This window comes from Staphylococcus sp. FSL K6-0223, assembly GCF_038008285.1.
Map to the genome: position 1 here is coordinate 735,441 of NZ_JBBOYX010000002.1, position 26,324 is coordinate 761,764.

The 26,324-nt window shown below is 33.1% G+C and carries 25 protein-coding genes and 1 riboswitch; of the genes, 8 read left to right on the top strand and 17 right to left on the bottom strand.

Translation table 11 applies throughout. From position 1 onward, the window contains the following. Nucleotides 1-56 precede the first annotated feature (56 nt). Nucleotides 57-683 (bottom strand): YkyA family protein, encoded by a 627-nt coding sequence (locus tag MHI13_RS14445; protein WP_023350467.1) that lies wholly within the window; start codon nt 681-683, stop codon nt 57-59. Between the two features lie 216 nt (nt 684-899). Here MHI13_RS14445 and def point away from each other — a divergent pair, with 216 nt between their 5' ends. The 3 genes from def (at nt 900) to rnjA (ending at nt 3,841) form a co-directional block, all read left to right on the top strand. Further along, nucleotides 900-1,451 carry a peptide deformylase gene (gene def, locus MHI13_RS14450; protein WP_064210251.1) on the top strand — a complete coding sequence of 184 codons (552 nt, stop codon included), beginning with the start codon at nt 900-902 and terminating at the stop codon, nt 1,449-1,451. Nucleotides 1,452-1,883: 432 nt separating this feature from the next. Continuing rightward, nucleotides 1,884-2,102 (top strand): DNA-dependent RNA polymerase subunit epsilon, encoded by a 219-nt coding sequence (locus MHI13_RS14455; RefSeq protein WP_002435438.1) that lies wholly within the window; start codon nt 1,884-1,886, stop codon nt 2,100-2,102. Beyond that, nucleotides 2,102-3,841: a ribonuclease J1 gene (gene rnjA, locus MHI13_RS14460; RefSeq protein ID WP_002435458.1), complete on the top strand. Its 1,740-nt coding sequence runs from the start codon at nt 2,102-2,104 to the stop codon at nt 3,839-3,841. The genes MHI13_RS14455 and rnjA overlap by 1 nt, the downstream gene beginning before the upstream one ends. A 293-nt stretch (nt 3,842-4,134) precedes the next feature. On the opposite strand, the gene MHI13_RS14465 is transcribed toward rnjA, so the two are convergent. The 4 genes from MHI13_RS14465 to MHI13_RS14480 all read right to left on the bottom strand — a co-directional run bounded on the left by MHI13_RS14465 (nt 4,135) and on the right by MHI13_RS14480 (nt 8,195). Further along, nucleotides 4,135-4,716, bottom strand: coding sequence for a DsbA family protein (locus MHI13_RS14465; protein ID WP_243081536.1), 582 nt, complete (start codon nt 4,714-4,716; stop codon nt 4,135-4,137). 365 nt (nt 4,717-5,081) lie between these two features. Further along, entirely contained in the window at nt 5,082-5,741 is a 660-nt protein-coding gene (locus MHI13_RS14470) for a potassium channel family protein (protein WP_002435479.1), read from the bottom strand. Between the two features lie 85 nt (nt 5,742-5,826). After that, nucleotides 5,827-6,843: a cytochrome d ubiquinol oxidase subunit II gene (locus MHI13_RS14475; protein ID WP_023350471.1), complete on the bottom strand. Its 1,017-nt coding sequence runs from the start codon at nt 6,841-6,843 to the stop codon at nt 5,827-5,829. Next, nucleotides 6,840-8,195, bottom strand: coding sequence for a cytochrome ubiquinol oxidase subunit I (locus MHI13_RS14480; RefSeq protein WP_030065190.1), 1,356 nt, complete (start codon nt 8,193-8,195; stop codon nt 6,840-6,842). The genes MHI13_RS14475 and MHI13_RS14480 overlap by 4 nt, the downstream gene beginning before the upstream one ends. Nucleotides 8,196-8,401: 206 nt before the next feature. Between MHI13_RS14480 and MHI13_RS14485 the strand changes: the two genes are divergently transcribed. Beyond that, nucleotides 8,402-8,638 carry a glutaredoxin family protein gene (locus MHI13_RS14485; protein WP_064210252.1) on the top strand — a complete coding sequence of 79 codons (237 nt, stop codon included), beginning with the start codon at nt 8,402-8,404 and terminating at the stop codon, nt 8,636-8,638. A gap of 148 nt (nt 8,639-8,786) precedes the next feature. Here MHI13_RS14485 and ptsP read toward each other — a convergent pair whose 3' ends face one another. From ptsP to auxA, 5 genes are all read right to left on the bottom strand, one after another. Continuing rightward, complete coding sequence (gene ptsP / locus MHI13_RS14490; RefSeq protein ID WP_064210253.1) at nt 8,787-10,505, bottom strand: phosphoenolpyruvate--protein phosphotransferase; 1,719 nt, start codon at nt 10,503-10,505, stop codon at nt 8,787-8,789. Nucleotides 10,506-10,507: 2 nt separating this feature from the next. Next, nucleotides 10,508-10,774, bottom strand: coding sequence for a phosphocarrier protein HPr (locus MHI13_RS14495; protein ID WP_002435387.1), 267 nt, complete (start codon nt 10,772-10,774; stop codon nt 10,508-10,510). 157 nt (nt 10,775-10,931) lie between these two features. After that, complete coding sequence (locus MHI13_RS14500; protein ID WP_002435405.1) at nt 10,932-11,471, bottom strand: hypothetical protein; 540 nt, start codon at nt 11,469-11,471, stop codon at nt 10,932-10,934. 59 nt (nt 11,472-11,530) lie between these two features. Further along, nucleotides 11,531-12,703: a class I SAM-dependent rRNA methyltransferase gene (locus MHI13_RS14505; RefSeq protein WP_064210254.1), complete on the bottom strand. Its 1,173-nt coding sequence runs from the start codon at nt 12,701-12,703 to the stop codon at nt 11,531-11,533. A 151-nt stretch (nt 12,704-12,854) separates the two neighbouring features. Continuing rightward, entirely contained in the window at nt 12,855-14,150 is a 1,296-nt protein-coding gene (auxA, locus tag MHI13_RS14510) for a lipoteichoic acid stability factor AuxA (protein ID WP_002435336.1), read from the bottom strand. Nucleotides 14,151-14,305: 155 nt separating this feature from the next. Between auxA and graF the strand changes: the two genes are divergently transcribed. The 4 genes from graF (at nt 14,306) to MHI13_RS14530 (ending at nt 17,568) form a co-directional block, all read left to right on the top strand. Continuing rightward, nucleotides 14,306-14,440, top strand: a complete 135-nt coding sequence (gene graF, locus MHI13_RS14515; RefSeq protein WP_002435469.1) for a glycopeptide resistance-associated protein GraF — start codon at nt 14,306-14,308, stop codon at nt 14,438-14,440. A gap of 147 nt (nt 14,441-14,587) precedes the next feature. Next, a riboswitch (TPP riboswitch) is annotated at nt 14,588-14,689 on the top strand. 87 nt (nt 14,690-14,776) lie between these two features. Beyond that, nucleotides 14,777-15,352 (top strand): ECF transporter S component, encoded by a 576-nt coding sequence (locus tag MHI13_RS14520; RefSeq protein WP_002435415.1) that lies wholly within the window; start codon nt 14,777-14,779, stop codon nt 15,350-15,352. Between the two features lie 13 nt (nt 15,353-15,365). Further along, nucleotides 15,366-16,769 (top strand): ABC transporter ATP-binding protein, encoded by a 1,404-nt coding sequence (locus MHI13_RS14525; RefSeq protein WP_064210256.1) that lies wholly within the window; start codon nt 15,366-15,368, stop codon nt 16,767-16,769. Continuing rightward, complete coding sequence (locus MHI13_RS14530; RefSeq protein WP_002435305.1) at nt 16,762-17,568, top strand: energy-coupling factor transporter transmembrane component T family protein; 807 nt, start codon at nt 16,762-16,764, stop codon at nt 17,566-17,568. Before MHI13_RS14525 ends, MHI13_RS14530 begins: the two co-directional genes overlap by 8 nt. 88 nt (nt 17,569-17,656) lie before the next feature. Here MHI13_RS14530 and purD read toward each other — a convergent pair whose 3' ends face one another. From purD to purQ, 7 genes are read right to left on the bottom strand one after another with little or no spacing between them, the layout of a single operon-like run. Beyond that, on the bottom strand, nt 17,657-18,895 hold the full coding sequence (purD, locus tag MHI13_RS14535) for a phosphoribosylamine--glycine ligase (protein WP_064210257.1): 1,239 nt from the start codon (nt 18,893-18,895) through the stop codon (nt 17,657-17,659). Nucleotides 18,896-18,922: 27 nt separating this feature from the next. Further along, nucleotides 18,923-20,401 carry a bifunctional phosphoribosylaminoimidazolecarboxamide formyltransferase/IMP cyclohydrolase gene (gene purH / locus MHI13_RS14540; protein ID WP_047796119.1) on the bottom strand — a complete coding sequence of 493 codons (1,479 nt, stop codon included), beginning with the start codon at nt 20,399-20,401 and terminating at the stop codon, nt 18,923-18,925. A 15-nt stretch (nt 20,402-20,416) separates the two neighbouring features. Beyond that, a complete protein-coding gene (gene purN / locus MHI13_RS14545; RefSeq protein WP_023350476.1) occupies nt 20,417-20,983 on the bottom strand; it encodes a phosphoribosylglycinamide formyltransferase in 567 nt (188 codons plus the stop codon). Beyond that, nucleotides 20,980-22,014 carry a phosphoribosylformylglycinamidine cyclo-ligase gene (purM, locus tag MHI13_RS14550; protein ID WP_037548668.1) on the bottom strand — a complete coding sequence of 345 codons (1,035 nt, stop codon included), beginning with the start codon at nt 22,012-22,014 and terminating at the stop codon, nt 20,980-20,982. The genes purN and purM overlap by 4 nt, the downstream gene beginning before the upstream one ends. Then, entirely contained in the window at nt 22,007-23,491 is a 1,485-nt protein-coding gene (purF, locus tag MHI13_RS14555; protein WP_064210258.1) for an amidophosphoribosyltransferase, read from the bottom strand. Before purF ends, purM begins: the two co-directional genes overlap by 8 nt. Next, complete coding sequence (purL, locus tag MHI13_RS14560) at nt 23,470-25,659, bottom strand: phosphoribosylformylglycinamidine synthase subunit PurL (protein WP_064210259.1); 2,190 nt, start codon at nt 25,657-25,659, stop codon at nt 23,470-23,472. The genes purF and purL overlap by 22 nt, the downstream gene beginning before the upstream one ends. Further along, nucleotides 25,652-26,323 carry a phosphoribosylformylglycinamidine synthase subunit PurQ gene (gene purQ, locus MHI13_RS14565; RefSeq protein ID WP_064210260.1) on the bottom strand — a complete coding sequence of 224 codons (672 nt, stop codon included), beginning with the start codon at nt 26,321-26,323 and terminating at the stop codon, nt 25,652-25,654. The genes purL and purQ overlap by 8 nt, the downstream gene beginning before the upstream one ends. Between the last annotated feature and the right edge of the window lies 1 nt (nt 26,324).

A 26,324-nucleotide genomic window follows, 5' to 3' on the forward strand; every position in this document is an offset into this window, starting at 1 on the left:
ATACAGTTGCACGGTCTGTTATAGTACTTTCCGCACAACTGTATCAGTCTGATAATTTATTTCAATTGATCTACGTCTTGTTTCTCTTGAGTAACCTTTCTCATCGCTTTTGAGTAGGTATTGAATTTTTTATTCATATCTTTATATGCTTTTGATAAATCTTTAGATTTACTGTCTACTTCTGATTGTGTAGCACCATCTTGGTTCAAGAATGTAAACAGTTCTTTTTCTTTGTTTAAAGCTTTTTTGTAAGCCTTTGCATATGCATCATGTGCTTCGTATTTTTCTTTGAGTGCATCATTAAGTTGAGTTACTTCTTTTTTCTTAGCCGAGTTATCAATATGATTCATATACTGTTTAGCTTTTTTAAATTCTTTTTCAGAATTATTCAATGCTTGTTCTTCGTTTTTAAATTCTTTTTGACGCTTCTCTACATTTTTTACGATATCTTCTGCAGCTTGTTTTCTTGTATTCTGATCTTTACCATTTACTTTTTTAAATAATTTTTGTTTCTTTTCTTCTAAATCATTTATTTTTTTACTAGTACTATTTACTGATTTTTCTTGGTCAAAAGCTTTTTGAACTTGGTTGTCATATTTTTTAATTTCTTTTTTGTCAGTTGTACATCCAGCTAATAACACTGTTGATGTTAGGACAATTGCGACAGTTTTACCGAACTTCATTAACTGTTACCTCCTCATAGTTGTTCGCTTGTAATATTAAATAATTATTGTTCATAAATCAATATACACTAATAAAACGATTCATTGAAGCTAAATGGAATAGTCTAAAGTGTCTGTTCCTCCTATATTATAAAACCTTCATTCAAAATCAAATACCTATTAATGTACTAATCTCTATAGTATCTGATATATTATTACTTAAGGAAGGTGTATGACATGTTAACTATGAAAGATATTATTAGAGACGGTCATCCAACGCTTCGTGAGAAGGCTAAAGAATTAAGTTTCCCTCTTTCTGAAGAAGATAAAGAAACTTTACGCTCTATGCGAGAGTTTTTAATTAATAGTCAAGATGAAGAAACTGCAAAACGTTATGGATTACGTTCTGGCGTTGGTTTGGCAGCTCCACAAATTGATGTGGCTAAAAGAATGATAGCAGTTTATTTACCAGACGATGGTAATGGAAAATCTTATGATTATATGCTCGTCAATCCTAAAGTTATGAGCTACAGTGTGCAGGAAGCTTATCTACCAACTGGCGAAGGTTGTTTGAGTGTTGACGAAAACATTCCAGGATTAGTACACCGTCATAATAGAGTGACAATTAAAGCTCAAGATATAGACGGTAATGAAGTTAAACTAAGATTAAAAGGCTATCCAGCAATTGTGTTTCAACACGAAATTGATCATTTAAATGGCGTTATGTTTTATGATTATATTGACGCTAATGAACCACTTAAACCTCACGAAGATGCAGTCGAAGTTTAAGTAAAATTATTAAACTTATATACACTTTATCAAGTTGATAACTTATCACGCTTGATGAAGTGTATTTTTTATTTTTCAAAATAAAAATATTTCTATATATAATAATACGTATGACTCAATAATTAGTAAGATAAAACTGCTTTATTTATTCAAATACATCATGTAAAATATAAGTTAACTGAAATCTTAGTATATCAATACTAATTTCTAATTAGGAACGACACTATTACCCTAGAAAACATACTGGGCAGTGAAATTAAACGAACACATATATTAAAGTTTAGATTGAGCTGGTATGTTTCTAAATAAAATATTAGAACACTAGATTATTGAAGACTTAATTGTACGCATGAATATTCTTTAATAACCCGAGTATTAATGACTAGGGTCGTAAATAAATTATGGAAATTATTCTAGGAGGAAATATATAAAATGGCAGTATTTAAAGTATTTTATCAACATAATAAAGACGAAGTCATCGTTCGTGAGAACACTCAAACAATTTATGTTGAAGGACAAACTGAAGAACAAGTTCGACGTTATTTGAAAGATCGTAATTATAATATTGAGTTTATTACTAAATTAGAGGGCGCACATTTAGACTATGAGAAAGAACACTCAACTCACTTCAATGTGGAGAATGCTGAATAATGAAGCAATTACATTCTAATGAAGTAGGTGTGTATGCACTTGGTGGTTTAGGTGAAGTTGGTAAAAATACCTACGCCATCGAGTACAAGAATGAAATTGTTATCATTGATGCAGGTATTAAATTCCCAGATGATAACTTACTAGGAATAGATTATGTTATTCCTGACTACACTTACTTAGAACAGAACCAAGACAAAATTGTAGGTCTGTTTATTACTCATGGACACGAAGACCATATAGGTGGTGTGCCCTTCCTATTAAAACAAATTAATGTACCTATTTACGGTGGTCCATTAGCATTAGGTCTCATACGCAATAAATTAGAAGAACATCATTTACTTAGAACCACTGAATTACATGAAATTGATGAGAGTAGTGTAATAAAATCTAAGCATTTTGAAATATCATTCTATTTAACTACTCATAGTATTCCTGAAGCATACGGAGTTATCGTTGATACACCAGAAGGTAAAATTGTTCATACTGGTGACTTTAAGTTTGATTTCACTCCAGTTGGAGAGCCAGCTAATATAGCTAAAATGGCTAAACTTGGAGAAGAAGGCGTACTATGTTTATTATCTGACTCAACAAATTCACTAGTACCTGATTTTACGCTTAGCGAACGTGAAGTTGGACAAAACGTTGATAAGATTTTTAGAAATTGCAAGGGCCGTATCATTTTCGCTACCTTCGCATCTAATATTTATCGTGTACAACAAGCAGTTGAAGCAGCGATAAAATATAATCGTAAAATCGTTACTTTTGGTCGTTCAATGGAAAATAACATAAAAATTGGTATGGAGCTTGGATATATTAAAGCACCACCTGAAACATTTGTTGAACCTAATAAAATTAACAATATACCTAAACACGAATTGTTAATTCTTTGTACTGGTTCACAAGGTGAACCAATGGCTGCATTATCAAGAATTGCAAATGGTACACATAAACAAATCAAAATTATACCTGAAGATACTGTTGTATTCAGTTCATCTCCTATTCCAGGTAACACTAAAAGTATCAATCGCACTATAAATGCTTTATATAAAGCTGGTGCGGATGTCATTCACAGTAAGATTTCAAATATTCACACGTCAGGTCATGGTTCACAAGGTGACCAACAATTGATGCTACGTTTAATTCAACCTAAGTATTTCTTACCGATTCATGGTGAATATCGTATGTTGAAAGCACATGGTCAAACGGGTGTTGAATGTGGTGTAGATGAGGATAATGTATTCATTTTCGATATCGGTGATGTCTTAGCTTTAACACATGATTCAGCTCGTAAAGCTGGAAGAATCCCATCAGGTAATGTGTTAGTAGACGGTAGCGGTATTGGAGATATCGGAAATGTAGTTATTAGAGATCGTAAACTACTTTCTGAAGAAGGTTTAGTCATTGTTGTTGTAAGTATCGATTTTAATACTAATAAGTTATTATCAGGACCTGATATCATTTCACGTGGCTTTGTTTATATGCGCGAATCCGGTCAACTTATTTATGACGCACAACGTAAAATTAAAACAGACGTGATATCTAAATTAAATGGTAACAAAGATATTCAATGGCATCAGATTAAATCATCAATTATTGAAACACTTCAACCTTATCTATATGAAAAGACAGCTCGTAGACCGATGATTTTACCAGTAATTATGAAAGTGAATGAAGATAAAGGTAACAATAAACCTTCTAATAAGAAAAATAACAAACAAGATAAAAATGAGTCTAAATAACATTTTTAACTTATAAAATTTATCTGTTTAAATATTTAAGGCAAGGACACATGTCCTTGCCTTTTATTTATTTCTCTTTCTAACAGTAGTTCCTATTACAATCATTAGAAATGAAATAAACATAATTAAATAAATAAGTCTGTAACCAATTGGGCTTTTGATGACATTATCATTATTAATTTAGATAATGTCTATAATCATGAGTGTGATAATACTAAGTATATATAGCTTGTTTTTAATTAACTTTTTTTCTCCTTTAGTTTTCACTCTAGTTGTTGCATGAATATATAATTTTACGATGTCTTTTTGTCTAATATGCGTTGATATTCTTTATATTTATATGGGTTTTTTACTTTTTCACCATTTATGTATACTAAAGGAACTTTCTTAACTTTTTTCTTTTTAGCAACTTTTTTATCATCATTAGCCATTTCCCATGCTTTACTATCTTTTTCTTTATACATTTTCTTAACTTTTTTTATTTCTTCATCATTCAAGTTAAGTTTATCTATTTGCTTATCTAATAATCTATTAGTAATCCAAGTTTTATGGCTATTTTTAGGTTGTTCGTTAAAAATTAAGTGATTAAATTTTAAATACTCTTTATCAGATATGAGTTTGACTGCTAATGCTGCTCGTCCAGCTTTCATAGAGTCTTTGCCTAAGAAACCGAGATTAACAAAATTAACTTCCGCTTTGTCTTTTTTTATATAATCTTTTTTCAATTTAGGAACGATAGTATTTTCAATTTTTTTACAATAGGCACATTTGTAATCACCATAAATTGTTATGCATTTAGTGCGGTTTGAATGATTATTAAATGAGCCATTTTTTATGTTCGAACAACTACATAATAACAAAACAATTACTAACAATGATGTGCATTTTAAAACAAATTTACACATATCCACTCTCCTTATTAATTTTTTCAAATTTAATGTTAACATCATTGTTTTAAAATTTTTGTTATCTTCCCTAATTGATATATTCTATTTCTCAAGTGTTTACGCAAAACTTAATAAATTATAGATTTAATCAATCACAATATTTCATATTTTATTTTGTTTTTAAATTGATTGAAGCTTTATTATTTTTTTATGTTTAGATTAGCATGAAATCGTATGATGGGTATAACCGACTCAATTAAATAATTCTATACAAAAAAGCTTATAAATGAATTTTAACTCAATTCATTTATAAGCTAAAAGAAAAAACGTATATCTTAATTTATCGTCACCGATTATTTGGCTATATTTTTCTCGAAACGACCTAAATCATTATCATGACCAATCATGATTAAAATATCACCAATCTCTATACTAAGATTCGGATCTGGGGAAACGATAAATTCTTTCGCTCGTTTAATTGCAATGATATTTATACCATATTGTGCTCGGATGTCTAAATTAATTATAGTCTGTCCAGCCATTTTTTCAGTCGCTTTAAGCTCTACAATTGAATGCTCATCAGCAAGTTCTAAATAATCTAATACACTCGCACTTGCTACATTATGCGCTATACGTCTACCCATATCACGTTCTGGGTGAACGACAGTGTCTGCACCTATTTTATTTAATATTTTAGCATGGTAATCGTTTTGTGCTTTTGCAGTTACCTTTTTAACACCTAACTCTTTTAAAATTAAAGTAGTTAACGTACTTGATTGAATGTTTTCACCAATGGCCACAATGACATGATCAAAGTTACGTATACCTAAACTTTTCATGACCGCTTCATCAGTCGTATCAGCTACAACTGCATGTGTTGCGATATCACTGTATTCATTGACACGATTTTCATCATTATCAATTGCCATGACATCCATATCTAAAGCGTTAAGTTCTCTAACAATACTGCCACCAAAACGACCTAGTCCAATAACGACGTATTCTTTATCCATATGCGTCCTCCATTAAATAAAAGAGAAAAAGAGAGTTTGATGATAAAATATATCAACATATCTCCCCTTATACTCAAAGGTTATATTATTTCTTTCCTTCTACGTACTCTTTATCAAAAACAAATAATCTTAATAATAATATTAACGATGGAATTAATAAAAGTAAACCTAAAATAAAGGCTATAACTAATGCTAATCCCATTTCTGGGTTAACATGAGAACTTGTGATTTTCACAAATGGATGTAATAAAAATGGCAATTTACTCATACCATAGCCAAAGAATGCAAAGAACATCTGTAATATGACCATGACAAAAGCTAATCCATGATTTTTCTTAAGAATCGTTAATACACCTGCAATTAAAAAGAAGATAAAACTGATTACAAACATCCACCAATAGTTAAATACAGCATTATTAAAATGATCTGCATTTTGTATTCTTAAAGATAAAAATACAAACAGTGAAATAACAATCATAGGCGGGCCCCAGAAAATATGCCATTGTCTTGTTAAGTGGTATGCAGGTTTATCTTTTGCTTTACTAGCATAAAATGTTAAGAAACCTGAAGAAATATATAGAACCGAAATGATAGCCAAGAATACCACAGACCAGGCAAATGGACTCAATAGTAATTGTACCCAGTTCAAATCTATATGAGACCCATGTTCCCTAATATATCCACCTTCCGAGATAGTTAGTGCAGTAGCTAATGATGCTGGAATAAGTAATCCTGTAAAACCATAGAGCACTATCCATGGTAACTTCGTATCTTGTCCGTAATTTTCAAAAGCATAAAAACTACTTCTAATGGAGATAAGAATTAATGCTATTGAACCTGGAACTAATAAAACGGTTCCCAAATACTTTGCAGAATCAGGGAAGAACCCAATAAATCCAACGAAGAAAAAGACAAAGAAAACATTTGTAACTTCCCACACTGGATTAAGATAACGATGAATTAAGTGATTGATCTTCTTCTCTTCACCAGTAATTCTAGAATGTAAAGCGAAAAATCCAGCACCAAAGTCAATTGATGCTACGATGATGTAACAAAATAAAAATATCCATAATACTGTTATCCCAATATATGCGTAAATCATTTTGTTCCACCTCTTTCTTCAATCACTTTGTCTACATCTTGATAAGCAGGTTTATTTCGATACATACGAATAAGTACATAAGCTGCTGTTACCATAAGCACGAGATACAATATACCGAAGAGAATCGTAACTAACGTGATACCACCTGCTTGTGTAGCAGCTTGAGACACACGCATATAACCTCTAATGATCCAAGGTTGACGACCCATTTCAGTTAAGAACCAACCAAATTCTATTGCAAGTAATGAGGCTGGGCCAGTTAAAAGTATTGCATATAGCATAGCTTTATTAACTTTAAATTTACGTAATTTCTTGAAGAATAAAATTAACATATATAGTCCTGAAATAATGAAACAGAACACACCCATAGAAACCATTAAATCAAAGAAATAATGAACAATCATAGGTGGTAAATCATTTTTAGGAAAATCAGTTAATCCTTTAACTTTTGTTTTGAAACTGTCATCTGCTAAGAAACTAAGTAATCCCGGAATCTCAATAGCACCAGTTACTTCATGTGTCTTCTCATTGAGCACACCAAAGAATACTAAGTTAGCATGTGATTGAGTATCATAATGCCACTCATAAGCAGCTAGTTTTTCTGGTTGCACTTTGTGCAAGAATTTAGCGGAAAGATCTCCAGCTACCATTGATAATATCGTTGATAAGAAACCAACTATCATTGTCATTTTCAATGCTTTTTTATGATAAGTTTTATCTTCAGAATGTTTATTACGTAATAATTTAAACGCCGCTATTGCAGCCAATATAAATGCCATCGTCATACCAGCAGTAGCTACTACATGGAATGCTCTGACAATAAATGAGGAGTTAAACATTGCCTCTAATGGTTGTACATTAACCATGCGTCCATTTTTCATTTCAAAACCTGCTGGTGTATTCATAAATGAGTTAACTGATGTAATAAAAAACGCCGAGAATGAACCGCCAATAATTACAGGTAATGAAATAATAAAATGCGTCCATTTATTTTTAAATCTATCCCAAGTATACAGATAAATACTTAAGAAGATTGCTTCAAAGAAGAAAGCGAAAGTTTCCATAAATAAAGGTAAAGCAATAACATGCCCACCCATTTTCATAAATGTTGGCCACACAAGCGAAAGTTGTAAGCCTATAATAGTACCTGTCACGACTCCAACGGCTACTGTAATTGTGTACCCTTTTGACCATCTTTTCGCTAATGCAATGTAGTTTGCATCATTCTTTCTAATACCGATAAATTCTGCAATCGCAAACATTAAAGGCATACCTACGCCGATTGTGGCAAATATAATATGCACTGCTAATGTCATACCAGTGAGAAATCGGCTAATTTCAACTGAATCCATATATAAATCACCTTTTTTATCTATTTTTATTAATAATTGGAGTCACAAGTGTCTAAAATTATAAAACCTCATGACTTTGAACAAAATTAAATTGCTTTAAATTTATATGTACATTTTTTGACAAGACACATAATGTTCACATGTTTGAAATTCTCAACATTTTTCTATATAGTATTTTGAGAATTACTAATGAAAGGACGACCTATATGACTTCGAACATTGTCATTTATACCCAAGATGATTGTCCACCATGCACTTTCGTGAAAAATTATTTATCAGAGCAAGGCGTTGATTTTATTGAAAAGAATATTAAAAATAATCAATATCGTAATGAAATGATTGATTATGATGCATTTGCAACGCCTTTTATCTTATTAAATAATGAACCAATGTATAGTGTAGATATGGACAAAATAAATTCTACATTGAATTTAGATAGTTAAAATTAGTCATAAAAATCACTCAACATTATCTTTTCTAGGATATTGAGTGATTTTTTAATAAGTGAAGCCAGCTTATTTCAATTACAGATTAAAAAGAGAGTAAATGCAATGTTGCATTCACTCTCTCATGCTGTATTATTAAGCTATATTATTTTGCTTTATTGTTAACTAATTCCATAACTTCTTCTTGTGTAGCACATTCAATAGCGCGATTAGCTAATTCAGCCATTTCATTTTTACTTAAACCATTAATTTGTCTTCTAGCTTTAAGAATAGAAGTTGCACTCATTGAGAACTCATCTAATCCTAAACCTAGTAATAATGGAATAGCTGTTTCATCTCCGGCCATTTCACCACACATACCAGTCCATTTACCTTCTTTATGAGAAGCCTCTATTACTTGCTTAACAAGACGTAAAATAGAAGGATTATATGGTTGATATAAATAAGATACACGTTCTGACATACGATCAGCAGCTAGTGTGTATTGAATTAAGTCATTAGTACCGATACTAAAGAAGTCTACTTCCTTCGCAAATACATCTGCTAATGCAGCAGTTGCTGGAATTTCAACCATGATACCTAATTCGATATCGTCAGATATCTCATAACCTTCATTTTCAAGGTTTTTCTTTTCTTCTAAAAGAATCGCTTTAGCATCACGGAATTCTTTGATAGTAGCAACCATTGGGAACATGATATTTAATTTACCGTAAGCAGATGCACGTAATAATGCACGTAATTGCGGTCTAAAAATATCTTGTTGAGCTAAACATAAACGAATTGCTCTATAACCTAAGAATGGATTCATTTCTTCAGGTAAATTTAAGTAAGGAAGCTCTTTATCTCCACCGATATCTAAAGTACGTACAACAACACGTTTACCATCCATTGTTTCTAGTACTTGTTTGTAGGCTTCAAATTGTTCTTCCTCAGTTGGCATTTGGTCTCTTCCCATATAAAGGAATTCTGTACGGTATAAACCTATACCTTGAGCACCGTTTTCAATAACTCCTGGTAAATCATTTGGCGTACCAATATTCGCTGCTAATTCAGCATGCACACCATCAACAGTTACCGTATCCGCGTCACGTAATTTTTGTAGTTCCTTCTTATCTTCAAAGAAACGTTCACGTTTGTTTTGATAAGCGATTAATTCGTCTTCAGTTGGATCGATAATTACATCACCTGTAATTCCATCTACAACAATCATATCACCTTGTTTAACTTGCTGAGTGATAGTTTGCGTACCTACAACTGCTGCAATTTCAAGTGAACGACTCATTATTGCAGAGTGGCTCGTTCTACCACCGATGTTAGTTACAAAGCCTTGGACGAATTCCTTGTTTAATTGTGCAGTATCTGAAGGTGTTAAATCGTTACCAATTATAACAACGCTTTCATCAATCATACTTGGGTTTGGTAATTCTACACCTAGAATGTGCGCTAAAACACGTTTAGAAACGTCTCTAATATCTGCTGCACGTTCTTTCATGTATTCATTATCCATAGATTCGAAAATAGTAACAAATTGAGTTGTCACATCGTTTAATGCTGTAGCCGCATTAACTTTATCATTTCTAATTTTATCTTGGATAGGTTGAATTAATTCTGGATCATCTAGAACTAATAAATGAGCATCAAAAATAGCTGCTTTATCAGCGCCTAATTGAACTTCTGCATTATTTCTAATCTTAGTTAATTCAACTTTAGATGCTTCGATAGCTTTATTGAATTTATTAACTTCGCCTTCTACATCAGTGACCTGTTCGTTACTGTCAAAAGATAAATCTGGCTCTACTAATAAGTAAGCTTTTGCGATTGCTACACCATCAGAGGCAGCAATCCCTTTAATTAAGTTAGACATAATTATTTAGTTAATCCTTCTTTTGATAAGACATCACTGATAGATTCAATAGCATCAGTTTCATCGCTACCGTCAGCATAAATAGTGATTTCAGCATCTTTACCTACACCTAAACTCATAACACCCATGATTGATTTTAAGTTAACTTTTTTACCGTTATATTCTAATTGAATATCTGAATCAAATTTTGATGCAGTTTGAACTAGCATTGTAGCAGGGCGAGCGTGAATCCCTGTTTCGTCGATAATTACATATGATTTTTGTTCCATAGTTATATTCTCCTTCGTATAGTTAGAATCTTCAATATTATTACAATCTAACATATATTTTATACAATAACTTTACCAAAACCGATTGTTAAATTCAATTCGTTTAAAACCGGTTTCAATATCATTATTTACGTTACATTAGAAATTATATCACTTACTATAGGTTATTGATAACTTTTTCACATTTTTCAACGTGATCTTTACCAAGTTTATTCATAAAGTAGTAACTAATTGAAGCTGAAACAGCTTGACCGATCACTGGGAACCATTTTGTTTGTTTAGCAGCTGCTCGTTTCGCTACATCTTTAATAACAACTTTTAAGAGTGCTTCTGAAACTTTTCTTCCTACAAATTGACTCCCTTGAATCGCTGCTGCAGACATCACTCTCTCTCTTACATCATCCCCTAACGAATTCACTTCTTTATGATCTAAACCATAAATTTTGTTAACATCCTCAATAATGTCTCTCATTAATTTAATATCTACACCGAAGTCTAATCCTGGGATAGGTACAATACTTGCGCCTGATGAAAGTATTGATTTCTTTTTAACTAACGTTAACGCCTGTTCTCGGCGACGCGCTAATTCTTCTTTAGTCTTAGGTAAATTATTTTTTTCTTTAATTTCTTCTATATTTAAAAGTTCATTGCCCACTTTATTAGTGATATCATTTGTGAATTTACTTCTAATACCCAAATTCATACATCCTTTCTTAGTATTGTTTCAATAAAATCTTATACCCAATATTTAAAAATTTAATGCTTAATATCTATAAATACAGCTTTTAAATATTTTGAAGGTTTGTAATGTGGATGAGTCTTGAAATCTTTAGGAAGTCCCATGACCTCTCTTATTTCAAACTCTACCCCCTCTTCATCTAATGTCTTTTTAATCACATTTTTGAACGCTTTTAAAGAAAATGCACTTGAATTTGTACATAATAGCAGTGAACCCTCTGGAGCTAATACACTTAAGGCGCCTTTAACGAGTGAACCATAGTCTTTTTGAACTGAGAATGTCTTTTTCTTATTGCGTGCAAAACTTGGAGGATCAATGACTACCGTTTCATACTGAAGACCATGACGTGCCGCGTAATTATAATAGTCAAACGTATCCATCACATAAATGTATTGAGATTTAGGATCAATACCATTTAAACCAAAGTTTTCTTCCGTTAAGCCTCTTGAACGATTTGCTAAGTCAACACTTGTAGTTGAGCGTGCATTATGAGCTGCTATAACTGAAAACGCTCCTGTATAACTAAATAAATTTAATACATCTCTATCTTCGGAAAATTGGTCTCTTAATTTTTTACGTACTTCCTTTTGATCTAAAAAGATACCAGTCATTAAACCATCTTCTAAATCTACATTATAAAATGTGAAATTTTCTTCAATAGTAATTGGAAACTCAGGGGCTTCACCATCAACAAATCCACCTGTGTATGTTGTATCCTTAAATCTCATTTTTTCATATATAGACGTATAACCAAATACTGTTTTAATTGCTTCTATGATAAGATATCTAAATTTATAAATGCCTTTGGAATACCATTGAATTAATAAATGACTATCATAATTATCAATTGTGAGACCTCCTACGCCGTCACCCTCAGCATTAAAAAGTCTAAAAGCATTTGTACCATCAATGTTGAAATAATATTCTCTTTCCTCTAATGCACTTTCAAATAATTTTACGAAGAATTGAGTGTTAATGTCCTCATTTTCATCATAACTTAATACCCAACCTAATCCTTTATGTTGACGGCCAACATAACCAGTTGCGATATACTGTTGTTGATCAGTCACAATTTTAACTAAATCCCCTTCTTTAAGGTGGTCATGTTGGTAAATATCTTCCTCATCAATTAAAGGATATTGATTAAGATATTTAGTTTCTTTACCTCTATTCAATGTTGCTATTTTCATTTTTTACTTTTACCTCACTTTCTATTCTCTTTTTTCAAAAATTAATACGTAAGCACAATTTCAAAATCATTTTAACAAATATCAGTCTTTAATTATATGTAAAAAAGCCACTGCTATTGAATAAACAATAACAATGACTTTTAATAATCAATTATGGTTTCTCTCTTAACTGTAATGAATAAGCAACAATCATTGCAATTAACATTAACAGTAAAATTGGTGTGATGAAAATTGATAACAATAGACCGTGAATCATAATATTGATAAATTCAGTTAAGAATTTAAAGAATAAAATACTACCCATGAAGAGCTGTAAGTAATAAAATTTATTTCTTAAATAATAAGTTAAAGTTGTAGCAATAAAGATGATGATTATGAATAGTAATAATATGAGTGTGACCCACTCTACTACATATTGCGTTTGAGAAAGTTCCCATTCTCCTGATAAGAATAGGGCGTTGCGGTTATTAAATTCAAGAAATGTAAAGAATAAAATAACAGCACCACAGAACAACTCAACATACATTGGTTTAATCCATTTTGGCTTTCTCATCCAATTAGGAATATCATCTTCTTGAATATCTACAATATTTTTAACTTTTTCCTTAAATTTATCTCTTTTAGCTCTTATTTTATCTAAATCTACACTTCTTCTAGTCTTACGTGCATATTCTGTTGTCTTATCTTGTAGTTGTTTTAAGTGAACTTTAGTTTGATTAGATACGTTTCCTTTATTAGTTCTAGAAAGTTCAGGTTCTTCCTCGCCTAACTCTTCTTTAGTTAATGGTAATGATCGTCTTAAGAATAAGAAATTCCATATAGACATCTGTCCTAATAACCACATAATAATGAAGAATGTGTTCACACTTAAAATATCTATAGATTCAATTTCATTCGCATCTATACGTCCGTATAAAGAAATTTGTGTAATCAAATAACTAATACCATATGTCACGATAATCCACATATAATGACTTTTACGATTATTTTTATTTAATTCATCTTTATAAACAATGTATCCGATGTGAACGATGAACGGTATAATAAACACAATTGCGAAGAAACCATAAACTTGAGTCATTAATATTAGTGTAATAATAAAATACATAATACCAATAACTAAGAAGAAAATGGATATGTCATAGTCATATTTAATAGTTCTGAATAAAGTATGACCTAAAAGCATAACTAAGATACCAAACAAAATAATAATAATGGCACTTATAACTGGGAAACTACCTATAAACCTACTCATCACTTTTATAATTTCAGCGAAGAATGCATTAAGAAATTCCCATACATTATGTACATGAGTATTAACTTTTTTATCACCATTAAATTGTTTAATCAATGGCAAGTTAATTAGAATGATGAGACCTGTGAAAAGTGAAACGATACCGATAATGTAGCTAAATATGATCTCGGTGTGTTTCCTAAGAAAAGACATACTGTTCACCTCAAACGTTATTATATATGAAGATTTTCTAATTGTCTTTAAATTAACCATGAAATACGTCTATAGACCTATTAGGGTTTATCTATAGAATAACGGGGTAAAGTTGTTGTGTAAACAATTATTCCTATTTAAGGGGTGGAAATACTATGGGAAAAGAAGAATTCGAAAAGAAATCTGCTGAAAAAGCTAAAGAGGCAGAAGAAAAACTAAAAGAACAAAATGAAGAAAAAACTGATGATATTGAACAAACGAAAAAAGATGTACAAGATACATTAGATTAATTACTATAAATATTTGCCATTGAAAAGCTCTCAAAGTTTATACTTTGAGAGTTTTTTATAAAGAACTTTATTAACTTATTTATCCATATCTTTAAACAACCTTGACAATACAATAGAAAAATCATACATTTAATTTAAATTAAAATATCGACGCACTAGGGGTGTATATTTACTGAGATGAGGAAATCCTCAAACCCTTCGAACCTGATCTAGCTAGATACTAGCGTAGGAAAGTGTAGTTAACTATAGAATCTGATGAACTTACTTCATTAAGATATATCTTCTGACGCACAACTTTCCTAGGGAGGGTTGTGCGTTTTTTTAGGAGGAGACACAATGTCAAAAGGTTTAAAACTATCAGAAATACTTGTAACTGTATTAATATCTGTAGTCTTCGCAATCATCTATAACTTATGGTGGTTCTTCTACAATATTACACAAGTTGCAGGTATTCACCTAGAGCAGCTTACATATGGTGTTTGGTTTATGGCAGCAGTAGTTTGCTACTTAATAATTCCAAAACCAGGTATCGCAATCTTAGCTGAACTAGCTGCAGGGGCTGGCGAAACAATTGTCATGGGTAAATTTGATATACCTACAATTATCTATGCTTTATTACAAGGTGTAGCATGCGAAATTATCTTCGCAATTTTTAAATATCAATCTCGTTCTGCGGCAGTAGCAATGCTTGCTGGTTTGGTCACTGCACTCGCCACTTTCCCAGTAGATTATTTTTACGGTTACTTAAATGAAGTCGCGGGATGGAACTTATTCTTATTCATTCTATTCCGATCAATTAGCGGAATTGTTATCACAGGATTAGTGTCCTATTGGCTTGTTAGAGCACTTGATAAAACGGGAGTTACTAAACTCTTTAGACCAGCTTCTAAACATGACTACGATAACCTATAAGGGGATTTTTTAATTGTTAAAAGTAAAAAATTTACGTTTGAAATACCCTAACGGGGATAGAAAAATTTTTGATAACTTAAATATAGAGATTAATGATAAGGAAAAAGTGCTTTTACTCGGCCCATCAGGGTCGGGTAAAAGCACATTACTTAATGTACTAAGTGGTATTGTTCCTAATTTAATTGAACTACCAATGAAATATGATGAATTACATGTCGATCAACAAAGTGGTGTCATTTTCCAAAATCCTGATACACAATTCTGTATGCCTAAAGTATATGAAGAGTTAGCTTTTGTGTTAGAGAACCGCAAAATCCCTCGTAGTGAAATGGATAATGAAATTAAAAAAGCACTTGAATCTGTAAATCTTAACGTTTCTGACCAAACTTATGTAAATCAACTAAGCGGAGGTATGAAGCAGAAGTTAGCTATCGTAGAAACCATTTTACAAAGAGCGGAAACCTTATTCTTAGATGAACCAACTGCTATGTTAGATGTTCAAGCAACTGAGGATTTATGGAAGAAATTAATAGAATTGTGGGATGAACAAACAGTATTAATCGTCGAACATAAGGTTGAACATATTTGGCAACATGTCGATCGCGTACTATTAATGAATTATGAAGGAAAAATCATAGCTGATGATACTCCTCAACACATTCTTAATGACTACGAACATTTATTAACTGAGTATGGCGTGTGGCATCCTAAAGCCTGGAATTATGCGCCACGTCCTATTAAACTAGATATTCAACCTTCCAATAGTTTATTTGAATTTCAACAAGGCCAAATCGTACGTGGTAGACAAACGCTCTTCTCTGTTGATGACTTTGAATTACATAAAGGAGAATGGCTAACTATAACAGGAAAAAATGGTGCTGGTAAAACATCTTTGCTCGAATCAATACTTCAATTAATAAAATATAAAGGTCGAATGACTTATAATAATGAAGAACTGAAAAAGATTAAACAAGCAGCAAAACACATGTATCTCGTGTATCAAAATCCAGAATTACAATTTATTACGAATTCAGTTTATGATGAAGTTTACATTCATTATAACCATTTAGACCCTGAAAATGCTGAACAAGAAACTATTCAATTGCTTAAATTACTTCATCTAGATCAAGTGAAAAATCATCACCCTTTTGAAATATCAACGGGACAAAAACGCCGATTAAGCGTAGCAACTGCCCTTAGTTCAAAGGCAGAAATTGTATTGTTAGATGAACCTACATTTGGTTTAGATAGTCATAATACGTTCCAACTCATTAAACTTTTTCAAGAACGCGTTAAACAAGGGCAAACAATAGTTATGGTCACACATGATTCGGAAATCATTCGTCGATATCCAACACGTCGTTTACATGTTGAAGATGGAATACTTAAAGAGATTGAAGGTGAGCACGTTGTTTGAAAGATGGAAGAAACGTCACACCTTTGTTGATGATGTAAATATTATAACGAAATTAATACTAGGAATCGCACTTTTTTTCTTTATTATCTTCATTCATAATTTCGATTTTATGATTTATATCGTGTTACTCATGTTTATTTTCTTACTATTATTTAATGGTACAGAATTTAAAATTACAGGTATATTCATACTAGTTACCACCCTATTCGCCTTACTATCCTCATTATTTATGATACTTTATGGTGATGGTGAGCATATGTTAGTTAAATTTGGAATCGTTCAAATTAGTGAAGAAAGTATAGTACGAGGCTTACATCTCTCTTTAAGAACAATCACAGTATCAATGTTCGGGATTCTTATAGCATTAACATCTCAAATAGTTATGATTTTTTATAGTTTAATGCAACATCTAAAAATTAAACCCAAAATTGCCTATGCCTTTATGGCAGCAATACGAATGGTTCCTTTAATTATAAGTTCATTAATCCAATTGAGACGCTCATTAAAAATGAGATACCAAATGATTGATGCCTCAAATTATAAAGGACTAAAAAGATTAAATCATTTAGTTATTCCATTATTGAGTCAAAACATACGACGTGCACATCAACTCTCAGTTGCTATGGAATCTAAAGGTTTTAAAGATGGCCCTAGAACGTATTACTACGAGACACCTTTCTCATATAAAGATGTAGTATTTATTGTGTGTGTGTTAATGATTATTGGTCTATCTTTCATACTATCAGGCTATTTACCATTAACTGGCATTCATGATGTACGTTTTGGAAAATTAGGATAAAAATGTTACTAGATTTATTAAAGTTTAATCAATTAAATGATAGACATAAAAAAGGAGATGCAACATTTATTGTGCATCTCCTTTTTTACTATTTTATTGCTTTATTGCCTATATCATTACGATAGAAAAGATTATCGCTTTTGATTTTTTCAGCGTTGTTATATGCAGCAGCTTGTGCATCCTTAACCGTAGATCCTTCACCAATGGCTAGGATCACACGACCACCAACATTAACAAAATGGTCTCCCTCTTTCTTTAAACCACTAACAAAATAATGAGAATCTGGGTCGAAACCACTAACTTTATATCCTTTATCATATGATCCTGGATACCCTTTAGATGCTAACATGACTCCTACAACTGCTTCATCTTTCCATTTAAAATGAATTGGTTGATGTTGTTCTAAATCAATAATATGTTGCATTAAATCACTTTCTAAACGCGTGAGTAACACCTGTGCTTCTGGATCACCAAATCTTGCATTGAACTCTATCACTTTAGGACCCTCTTTTGTTAAAATAGCACCAATATAGAGCAAGCCAAAGAAATGATACCCTTCTTTACTCATCGCTTGAGCAATAGGTTGAGCAATGCGCTCATTGGTTTGATGAAATACATCCTCACTAATATGCGGAACAGGACAATATGCCCCCATGCCTCCAGTATTAGGGCCTTCATCATTATCATAAGCACGTTTATGATCCTGAGCGATACAATCAAAAGGAACTGCATAATCACCATTAACAAATGTCATTAATGAAAACTCTTCACCCTCTAAAAAGCTTTCAAAAACCACTTGCCCTTGCTCTTTAGTGTAAAGCGTTTCTACACCTTCGATAGCTTCATCTCGGGTTTTGGCAATTATTACTCCCTTCCCAGCTGCTAAACCATCCTTCTTAATAACTACCGGCAATTCACACGTTTTAACATACGTTAGCGCGTCAGATCGATTCGTTACTTCTTTATAATCTGCAGTAGGAATGTCATACTTCTCCATAAGTTGTTTCGCAAAGAGCTTCGAACCCTCAATTTGAGCAGCAGCTTGCCCTGGGCCAAACACTTTTATTCCTTGTTGTCTAAGTAAATCTCCTAGGCCATCAATTAATGGTTGTTCAGGACCAATGACCACCCAGTCAATGTTATTATTTATAGCGAAATCTATTATCTCTTGATGACTTGACTCGGCTATTTCATTATGAATTTCCGCAACGTTAACCATTGCTTCATTACCTGGTATAGCATAGACCTTTTCAACGAGTGAGGATTGATTAATTTTAGAAGCTAACACGTGTTCACGTCCACCTGCTCCGATAACTAAAACTTTCATAAGTTTACTCCTTTCTTTAAGTAAAACTTAGTGCTTAAAGTGACGCATTCCAGTCATAACCATTGTGATACCATATTTATTAGCCATATCAATAGATTCTTGATCTTTAATAGAGCCACCAGGTTGAATAATGGCTTTAATACCATGTTCTGCCGCATATTCTACTGTATCCCCCATTGGGAAGAAACCATCAGAAATTAGCGCAACATTATCATTAATTTCAATTGCTCTCTCGATAGCAATTTTAGCTGAACCTACGCGATTCATTTGCCCTGCACCTATACCAACAGTTTGTTTATCATTACTTAGAATCACAGCGTTACTCTTTACAGAACTTACAACTTTCCATCCTAATAACATTGCTTCCCACTGTGATTCAGTTGGACGTACTTCAGTAGCAACAGTCATGTCTTCACGAGTGACATCCTTATTATCTTTATCTTGCACTAAATAACCACCAGAAACAGAAACAAATTCTTGTTCAGCGTTATCAATGGTCATATCTATTTCAAGTAAACGTATATTTTTCTTTTGAGTTAAAATTTCAAGTGCTTCTTCAGTAAATTTAGGAGCAATAACTACTTCTAAAAAGATTGAATGTAATGTTTCTGCTAATTTAGCATCTACAGTACGGTTCAATGCAATAATTCCACCGAAAATGGATTGATTATCAGCATCATATGCATTTTTAAATGCATCTTCAATAGTTTCTCCAACACCTACGCCACAAGGATTCATATGTTTAACTGCTACTGCTGTAGGTTCTTCAAATTTTTTAACCAAACTTAAAGCCGCATCCGCATCTTTAATGTTATTAAAGCTTAACTGTTTACCATGTAATTGTTTTGCACCAGCAATTGTGTGTTTACTATTTGATGTTCTTACAAAGTATGCAGATTGTTGAGGGTTCTCACCATATCTAAGTGTTTCTTTATCACCTTTAAAGAAACTTACAATGGCATGATCATATTGATTTGTATGTTCAAATACTTTAATCATTAAGGATTTTTTATAATCTTCATCTAATTGATTATTTTTAATTCTATCAATGACTTCATTGTAATCTGAAGGATGTACTATTGTTGTTACATGTTTAAAGTTTTTAGCTGCAGCACGCAACATCGTTGGTCCGCCAATATCAATATTTTCAATAGCATCTGCTTCAGTAACATCTGGATTTTCTACTGTTTTTTGGAAAGGATATAAGTTGACGACAACCATATCGATAAGGTCGATATGTTGTTCATTCAATTGATCGAGATGTTCTTGTTTATCACGATCTGCTAGGATACCCCCATGAACAGCTGGATGTAATGTTTTTACTCGACCATCCATTATTTCAGGAAATTGAGTTAATTCAGATACTGACTTTACAGCTATACCCGCATCTTCTAGCGCACGTTTAGTGCCACCTGTAGAATATAATTCATAATCTAATGAAGTTAATGATTTAGCGAATTCTACAATTCCACTTTTATTTGAAACACTTAAAATTGCTTTTTTCATTGCTTAGATACTCCTCTATTTAATGATTTTAGCGATAACTCTAGGATAAAGTTCATATTCTAAATTTTTGACTCTCTCTTCTAAATCTTCTTTCGTGTCGTCCGTTCTAATATCACATTGTTGTTGTTCAATAATTTCTCCCGTATCCATGCCACTATCTACATAATGCACGGTTGAACCTGTTACTGTATCTCCACTATCAAATGCTTGGCCTATTGCATCTAACCCCTTATATTTAGGCAATAGTGAAGGATGTATATTTAACATTCGTCCTTCAAAGGCTTGAAGTAAATCTTGACCAACCAATCTCATGTAACCTGCTAAAACTATCCATTGAACCCCTTCATCGGATAAATGTTTAAGCAACTGTTGTTCATAAGATGACTTTGAAGCAAAGTCTTTAGGTTGGTTAACATGAACAGGTATATTTAATTTTCTAGCTCGTTCTATACACTGAGCATTAGCTTTATCAGTATATAGTGCAGTCACTTCTATGTTCTGCAAATCGCCATCTTTAACACGTTTAACGATATTTTCAAAGTTACTACCTGAACCTGAGGCGAAAATCGCTATTTTAATCACGATTCTACCCCCATTAAATGAAGTGGCGTATCAGCGTCTTCAATCACTTCACCAATTTCATAAGCTTTCACATCAAGCTCTTGTAAAGCCGCTAAAGCTGTTGATACATCTTTTTTATCTACTATAACGGTATAGCCTATACCCATATTGAAGATATTATACATTTCATCTGTACTAATGTTCCCTTGTTGCTGTAACCAATTAAAAACGTCTAATGTTGGGAACGAAGTTGTATCTATTCTAGCCGACAACCCTTTAGGTAAAGCTCTTGGTATATTTTCATAGAATCCGCCACCAGTAATATGATTCATTGCTTTAATATCCACATGTTTTTTCAATTCTAGAATTGGTTTTACATATAATTCAGTGGGTGCTAAAAATGTTTCTAAGTAAGTCTTTCCATTAAAGTTATCATGTAAATTGATGCCAGATTCTTTAATAAGCTTTCTAACTAAACTATAGCCATTAGAATGAATACCATTCGATGCTAAACCTATAATTGCTTGTCCTGCTTCTACTTTAGAACCATCTATGTACTCATCTTTTTCAACAGCGCCCACTGCAAAACCTGCAATATCGTACTCACCTTCGTGATACATTTCACCCATCTCAGCAGTTTCTCCACCAATTAATGCGGTATTCGTTTGCTCACACCCATCACTCACACCTTTGACGATTTGTTCAATAATTGATGGAACTACCTTATTTGTAGCAATGTAGTCTAAGAAATATAGAGGTTCTGCTCCAGTCGTTAAAATATCATTCACACACATCGCTACAGCATCAATACCAATCGTATCGTGCTTGCCATGATCAATAGCAAGTTTTAATTTCGTACCTACACCATCTGTACCAGAAACGAGTACGGGTGCTTTCATATTAAGTTGAGATAAATCAAAAGTAGCACCAAAACCTCCAAGTCCACCTAAGACTTCTTTACGCATTGTACGTTCAACATGACTTGATATTCTCTCTACCGCTTCATAACCTGCATGAATATTTACACCTGATTGTTCATACGCTTTAGACATGTAAGTTTCCCTCACTATCAAAATAATGTTTATTATTAGCTATATAAGCTTTCTGACGATCGCTTAAATGTGATTTGTAATTCTTTTCATAATCGTAAAGACCTGCTGGATAATCTCCTGTGAAACTTTCAACACATAATCCACGATACGGTGCATCATAATTCAAACCAATTGAGTCAATAAGTCCATCAACACTTAGATATGCTAGTGAATCAGCACCAATGTAATCTTTAATTTCTTCTGGTGATTTACTTGCTGAAATTAACTCTGCAGTAGTCGACACATCAATACCATAGAAACTAGGGAACATGAACTCTGGAGAAGCGATTCTCACATGCACTTCATCAGCTCCTGAATCTTTAAGCATTTTCACAATTCTTTTACACGTAGTGCCACGCACGATTGAATCATCTACAAGAATAATTTTCTTACCTTCGACAATATCTTTAACTGCCGATAATTTAACACGTACGCCCTGTTCACGTAATTCTTGTGTCGGTTGAATAAATGTACGTGCAACATATTGGTTTTTAACGAGACCCATCTCATAAGGAAGGCCAATTTGTTCAGCATAACCACTCGCTGCAGACAGTGAAGAATTAGGTACTCCAATAACCATATCAGCTTTTGCAGGGCTTTCTTCAGCGAGTCTTTTACCAGATGCTTTTCTCACAGCGTGAACATTTTTTCCAGCTATTGTAGAATCTGGTCTTGCAAAATAAATATATTCCATAGCCGAAATAGCTGTATTTACATGACGTGTATAATTTTTGACAACAATTCCATCATCGTTGATAATGACATACTCTCCAGCATGGATATCTTGTACAAACTCTGCACCCAGAACATCAATAGCGCAAGTCTCGCTAGCTAAGATATATGCACCATTTTCCATTCTACCGACTACAAGTGGACGAATCGCATTAGGGTCAACTGCACCATAGAGTGCATCTTCAGTAAGTATCGCAAATGTGAAACCACCTTTAATTTGGCGTAAGCTTTCTTTAAGTGCTTCTTCAAAGGTTGGTGCTTTACTGCGACGAATTAAGTGCATGATGACTTCAGTATCAGATGATGAATGGAATATTGCACCATGCTTTTCTAAATTTTGACGTAAAGATTCAGCATTAATTAAATTACCGTTATGACAAATACCGACACTCATGTCATAAAAGTGATATAAAAAGGGTTGTATATTTTCAATCCCTTTATTACCAGATGTTGCATATCGTACATGACCAATTGCATGTGGATACCCTTTTAAATTTTCCATATTAGTATCTTTAATTGCTTCAGTCAGTAAACCTAGTCCTCTTTCTCCTTTAAGTGTTTGATCATCCGAAACTACAATCCCTGCACCTTCTTGACCACGATGTTGTAAACTATGAAGACCCATGTAAGTTAATTGTGCTGCTTCAGGATGATTCCAGATTCCAAATACGCCACATTCCTCATTTAATCCTGAGTTGCTAAACATTGAGCGATTGCTCCTTCCCATGTATGTTTAATGTCTGAAACCTTTTCCGAAATTGTAACTTCTGAATTAGAGACCTTAAATGTGCCATCACTTGTTAATTGACCAATCTCTATAGCTTGATTCATATTTAGAGTCTGACCGTCTTTAACTGAGATAATATAACGACCTTGAGTTTCACTAAATAATTGTGCATTAGTCATATCAAGTTGTGCATGAAGTCCAAGATTATAGTATGCACTTATTTTAGCTAGGGTAAGAAGTAAACCACCTTTACCTACTGTTTGAACATGAGAAGCCACGCCGTTACGAATTGCCTGTTTAATGGATTCACCCTTCTCAACTTCATCGCTTAAATCAATCTCTTCAAATTCATGGTTCACAGAACCGTATAATAACTTTTCGATTTGACTTCCACCGAAATCATTACGCGTATCGCCAACTAAATAAAGTTTTTCTCCAGCTTTGGGATGGAAATCGTTTAAATAATTAATATCTTCAATAAGACCGACCATTCCTACAACTGGCGTTGGGAAAATAGACGTACCACGCGTTTCGTTATAAAGCGAAACGTTACCTGATACAACAGGTGTATTTAAAACTTCACACGCTTCAGACATGCCTTTAGTTGAATCAATTAATTGTTGGTAAATTTCTTTCTTTTCCGGTGAACCATAATTTAAGCAATCTGTCATTGCAAGTGGCGTCGCACCAACCGCAATTAAATTACGATATGCCTCTGCAACAACCATCTTTCCACCCTCATATGGTTGATTAAAAACATAACGTGCTTCACCATCAATTGTTGAAGCGATTGCCTTATTAGTTCCTTCTACTCGTACAACTGAAGATTGAAGACCCGGCTTCACTATCGTGTTTGCTCCAACTTGTTGATCGTATTGCTCATATAAATAACGTTTTGAAGCAATCGTTGGATGCTTTAATAATTTTGAAAATACATCTTCTACATCAATGTTGCTATAATCATTTTTAGACGTATTGTATTCTTTGTCTTCACCTTCAAGTATATAAACTGGTGCTTCGTCAGAAAGTGGTTGAACTGGGATATCTGCAAATATCTCATCTTCATAAGTTAATACGAATCGATCTGTATCAGTAACTTCACCAATCACTGCACTATCAAGTTCATGTTTATCAAATAAGTCTAAGAATTTTTGTTCAGTACCTTTCTCAACTACAAGTAGCATTCTTTCTTGTGTTTCAGAAAGCATCATTTCATATGGTGAAATATTAGGTTCTCGAGTAGGAACTTGGTCAAGTTTTAAATGAAGACCACTTCCACCTTTAGCAGCCATTTCAGATGAAGAAGATGTTAAACCTGCTGCCCCCATATCTTGAATTCCTACCAGTTCATCGAACGTAATAGCTTCAAGTGTTGCTTCCATGAGCTTCTTACCTACAAATGGATCACCGATTTGAACTGAAGGTCGTTTACTTTCACTTTCTTCAGTTAGTTCTTCAGAAGCGAATGTGGCACCGTGAATACCATCGCGACCAGTTTTCAGACCAACATAAATAACTGAGTTACCAACGCCTTTAGCAGTACCTTTTTGGACCATGTCATGGTCGATGACACCTACACACATTGCATTTACAAGTGGATTGCCATCATATCGATCATCAAATTCAATTTCACCAGCTGTAGTCGGAATACCGATACAATTTCCGTAACCACCAATCCCGCTCACAACTCCTTTTAAAAGTCGTTGATTTTGTTTGACTGATAGTTCACCGAAACGTAGACTATTTAACAAGTTAATAGGTCTCGCTCCTATTGAGACGATATCTCTAATAATTCCACCTACACCTGTTGCAGCGCCTTGATAAGGTTCTATAGCTGATGGATGATTGTGTGATTCCACCTTAAATACGACTGCTTGATTATCTCCAATATCCACTACACCTGCCCCTTCACCAGGGCCCATTAAGACATGCTCACCAGTAGTCGGAAACTGTTTCAAGAATGGTTTAGAATGTTTATATGAACAATGTTCACTCCACATTACCGAAAAGATTCCTACCTCAGTAAAGTTGGGTTCTCTACCAAGAATTTCAACTACTTTATCGTATTCTTTATCACTAAGTCCCATATCTTGATAAAGCTTTTCAAGTTTAATTTCTTCAACACTTGGTTCGATAAATTTAGACATGTTGTTCCCTCCAACTTTTAACCATTGATTCAAACAATTTCACTCCACTGTCAGTGCCTAGTAGTGTTTCTAATGCGCGTTCAGGATGGGGCATCATTCCACATACATTTCCTTCTCTATTAACAATGCCTGCGATATCTTCATAAGAACCATTAGGATTATCAATATACTTAAGGATAATTTGATTATTTTGTTCAAGTTCATTAAAGATATCTTCTGTACAATAGTAATGCCCCTCACCATGAGCAACAGGATAAACGACTTCTTGATTAGCTTCATATAAATGAGTAAATGGAGTTTGATTATTAACAATTTTTAAAGTTTCATTTCTACTTATGAAAAGATGAGAATCATTATGAAGCAACGCACCAGGAAGTAATCCAATTTCTGTTAATATTTGGAAACCATTACATACTCCAAGTACTGGTTTTCCTTCTTTTGCAAGACGTTTAACCTCATTAATAATAGGAGCCACACTTGCCATTGCTCCAGATCTTAAATAATCACCAAATGAAAAGCCACCAGGGATCAGAACCCCATCAAATCCTTCGAGGCTCGTTTCACGATAATCGACGTAAGCAGCATCAACGCCAGATTTAATTGCGGCATTAAACATGTCTCTATCACAGTTAGAGCCAGGGAATACGAGAACTGCGAATTTCATC

What these genes read in the sequence shown, in the direction of transcription:
- MHI13_RS14480 (WP_030065190.1), bottom strand. Translation starts at nt 8,195, where the DNA reads ATGGATTCAGTTGAAATTAGCCGATTTCTCACTGGTATGACATTAGCA.
- purD (WP_064210257.1), bottom strand. Translation starts at nt 18,895, where the DNA reads ATGAAAGTTTTAGTTATCGGAGCAGGTGGACGTGAACACGTGTTAGCT.
- MHI13_RS14475 (WP_023350471.1), bottom strand. Translation starts at nt 6,843, where the DNA reads ATGATTTACGCATATATTGGGATAACAGTATTATGGATATTTTTATTT.
- auxA (WP_002435336.1), bottom strand. Translation starts at nt 14,150, where the DNA reads ATGTCTTTTCTTAGGAAACACACCGAGATCATATTTAGCTACATTATC.
- purQ (WP_064210260.1), bottom strand. Translation starts at nt 26,323, where the DNA reads ATGAAATTCGCAGTTCTCGTATTCCCTGGCTCTAACTGTGATAGAGAC.
- MHI13_RS14520 (WP_002435415.1), top strand. Translation starts at nt 14,777, where the DNA reads ATGTCAAAAGGTTTAAAACTATCAGAAATACTTGTAACTGTATTAATA.
- MHI13_RS14455 (WP_002435438.1), top strand. Translation starts at nt 1,884, where the DNA reads ATGGCAGTATTTAAAGTATTTTATCAACATAATAAAGACGAAGTCATC.
- MHI13_RS14445 (WP_023350467.1), bottom strand. Translation starts at nt 683, where the DNA reads ATGAAGTTCGGTAAAACTGTCGCAATTGTCCTAACATCAACAGTGTTA.
- rnjA (WP_002435458.1), top strand. Translation starts at nt 2,102, where the DNA reads ATGAAGCAATTACATTCTAATGAAGTAGGTGTGTATGCACTTGGTGGT.
- MHI13_RS14505 (WP_064210254.1), bottom strand. Translation starts at nt 12,703, where the DNA reads ATGAAAATAGCAACATTGAATAGAGGTAAAGAAACTAAATATCTTAAT.
- purF (WP_064210258.1), bottom strand. Translation starts at nt 23,491, where the DNA reads ATGTTTAGCAACTCAGGATTAAATGAGGAATGTGGCGTATTTGGAATC.
- graF (WP_002435469.1), top strand. Translation starts at nt 14,306, where the DNA reads ATGGGAAAAGAAGAATTCGAAAAGAAATCTGCTGAAAAAGCTAAAGAG.
- MHI13_RS14495 (WP_002435387.1), bottom strand. Translation starts at nt 10,774, where the DNA reads ATGGAACAAAAATCATATGTAATTATCGACGAAACAGGGATTCACGCT.
- ptsP (WP_064210253.1), bottom strand. Translation starts at nt 10,505, where the DNA reads ATGTCTAACTTAATTAAAGGGATTGCTGCCTCTGATGGTGTAGCAATC.
- purL (WP_064210259.1), bottom strand. Translation starts at nt 25,659, where the DNA reads ATGTCTAAATTTATCGAACCAAGTGTTGAAGAAATTAAACTTGAAAAG.
- purH (WP_047796119.1), bottom strand. Translation starts at nt 20,401, where the DNA reads ATGAAAAAAGCAATTTTAAGTGTTTCAAATAAAAGTGGAATTGTAGAA.
- def (WP_064210251.1), top strand. Translation starts at nt 900, where the DNA reads ATGTTAACTATGAAAGATATTATTAGAGACGGTCATCCAACGCTTCGT.
- MHI13_RS14485 (WP_064210252.1), top strand. Translation starts at nt 8,402, where the DNA reads ATGACTTCGAACATTGTCATTTATACCCAAGATGATTGTCCACCATGC.
- MHI13_RS14470 (WP_002435479.1), bottom strand. Translation starts at nt 5,741, where the DNA reads ATGGATAAAGAATACGTCGTTATTGGACTAGGTCGTTTTGGTGGCAGT.
- purM (WP_037548668.1), bottom strand. Translation starts at nt 22,014, where the DNA reads ATGTCTAAAGCGTATGAACAATCAGGTGTAAATATTCATGCAGGTTAT.